Source organism: Actinomadura monticuli (genome assembly GCF_041463655.1).
GTDB classification, from domain to species: Bacteria; Actinomycetota; Actinomycetes; order Streptosporangiales; family Streptosporangiaceae; genus Spirillospora; species Spirillospora monticuli.
Map to the genome: position 1 here is coordinate 1 of NZ_JAXCEI010000046.1, position 1,400 is coordinate 1,400.

General features: G+C 69.9%; 1 protein-coding gene. It reads right to left on the bottom strand.

Translation table 11 applies throughout. The features are described 5' to 3' along the window. Nucleotides 1-17 precede the first annotated feature (17 nt). On the bottom strand, nucleotides 18-1,235 hold the full coding sequence (locus SM611_RS37580; protein WP_371955170.1) for an ISAs1 family transposase: 1,218 nt from the start codon (nucleotides 1,233-1,235) through the stop codon (nucleotides 18-20). Nucleotides 1,236-1,400: the final 165 nt, after the last annotated feature.

Genomic DNA, 1,400 nt, shown 5'->3' on the forward strand with positions numbered 1-1,400 from the left:
CAGGGCTGAATGCGTTCTCAGATGTTGAGACCGAGTGCGATGAGTGGGTGGGTGAAGTCGTCGCGTGCCCAGCGGGTGGCTTCGGCGATGTTGGTGAAGCCGAGCAGGCGTAGTGCGCCGATGGCGTGGCTGCGCATGACGGCCAGGACCGAGGGCAGTGCACCGGTCCGGACGCGGCACCGGTCTTCGCCCAGTGTCACGTCGCGGACGTAGTGGTCGCGGTTCTCGATGGCCCATTCGCCGCGGACGTGAGCGGCCAGGCGCCGGGGGTCGGCTTGGGCGGCGGTCAGGCTGGTGACGCCGAGGACCGCCTGGGCCGACAGGGGCTCTCCGTCCAGGCCGTAGAAGTGGCGTTCGACCAGGAACACCTGTTTGACGTGGGGGAATCTGAGTCCTGCGGGTGCGGGACGGACCTGGATGGTGCGAATCTCCTGGCGTGCGTGGCCGCGGTCGTATGTGGTCCATCCGCACGGGACATCGCTCCAGGCGAGCCGGTCGAGCTGGTCGAACAGGGCGGGCTGGTTCCCGCCGACAGCGAACACGAAGTGGGCGCCGCGGCGCCGCAGGTACCGGGCGTGCCGGCGCTGGGTGTGCATCATGTCGGCACTGATCACCATGTTGGTGATGTCGTCGATCTGGTCCAGCAGCGGCACGAACGCGGTGATCTCGTTGGTCTTGCCGTCGACGTCCAGTTGGGCGAGCGTGAGGGCGTCGGCGGCGAGCATCGCGCCCAGGCGGTGCCGGGCCCGGTCGTGGCCGGTGGCGGTGCCGCGCTGGGTCTTGCCGTCCACGGTGACGGCGATCAGCTCATCGGCGTCGTAGAGGCCGGGGACCTGCGCTGCCTGGTAGCGGGCGTAGGCGGCGTCGACCTGGGCGGGATCGACCCTGGCCAGGGTCCGGCACACCGTGTCGGGATGGGGTGCCTCCAACCGGCCGGTGCGGGCGTTGCGGCGTGCGCCCACGCTCTCCAGCACCTGCTCGGGCGCCGCGGCGATCCAGTGCCGGACCGCCGCGAAAGTGGTCGCTCCCGACACGATCGCCGCCTGGACCAACGCGAACATCACCTCCAGCGAATGGCGGCGGCCCCGCCGGTCACGCGGGTCGGGAATCTGCGCCCACACCTGCCGCAGATCGGCCGTTCCGGCGCCGCCGTCCTGACCGGCCGGGCACTCGACAGGCCCACCGGCCGCGGCCCGCGAAGTCACCGTGAGCAGAGACGACAACACCGACGGCATGGCAGACTGAGGCGACAACGAGGCTCCGTAGGACGATTGATCTAGGCAATCGCCGTTCTACGGGGCCTTGTTGCTTCCCGGCCCGCAGACACGCCCCCCGCGATCAGTCCGTGACCTGGCCACTCGCTCCGACCATCTCAACATCCGAGAACGCAATCAGCCCTG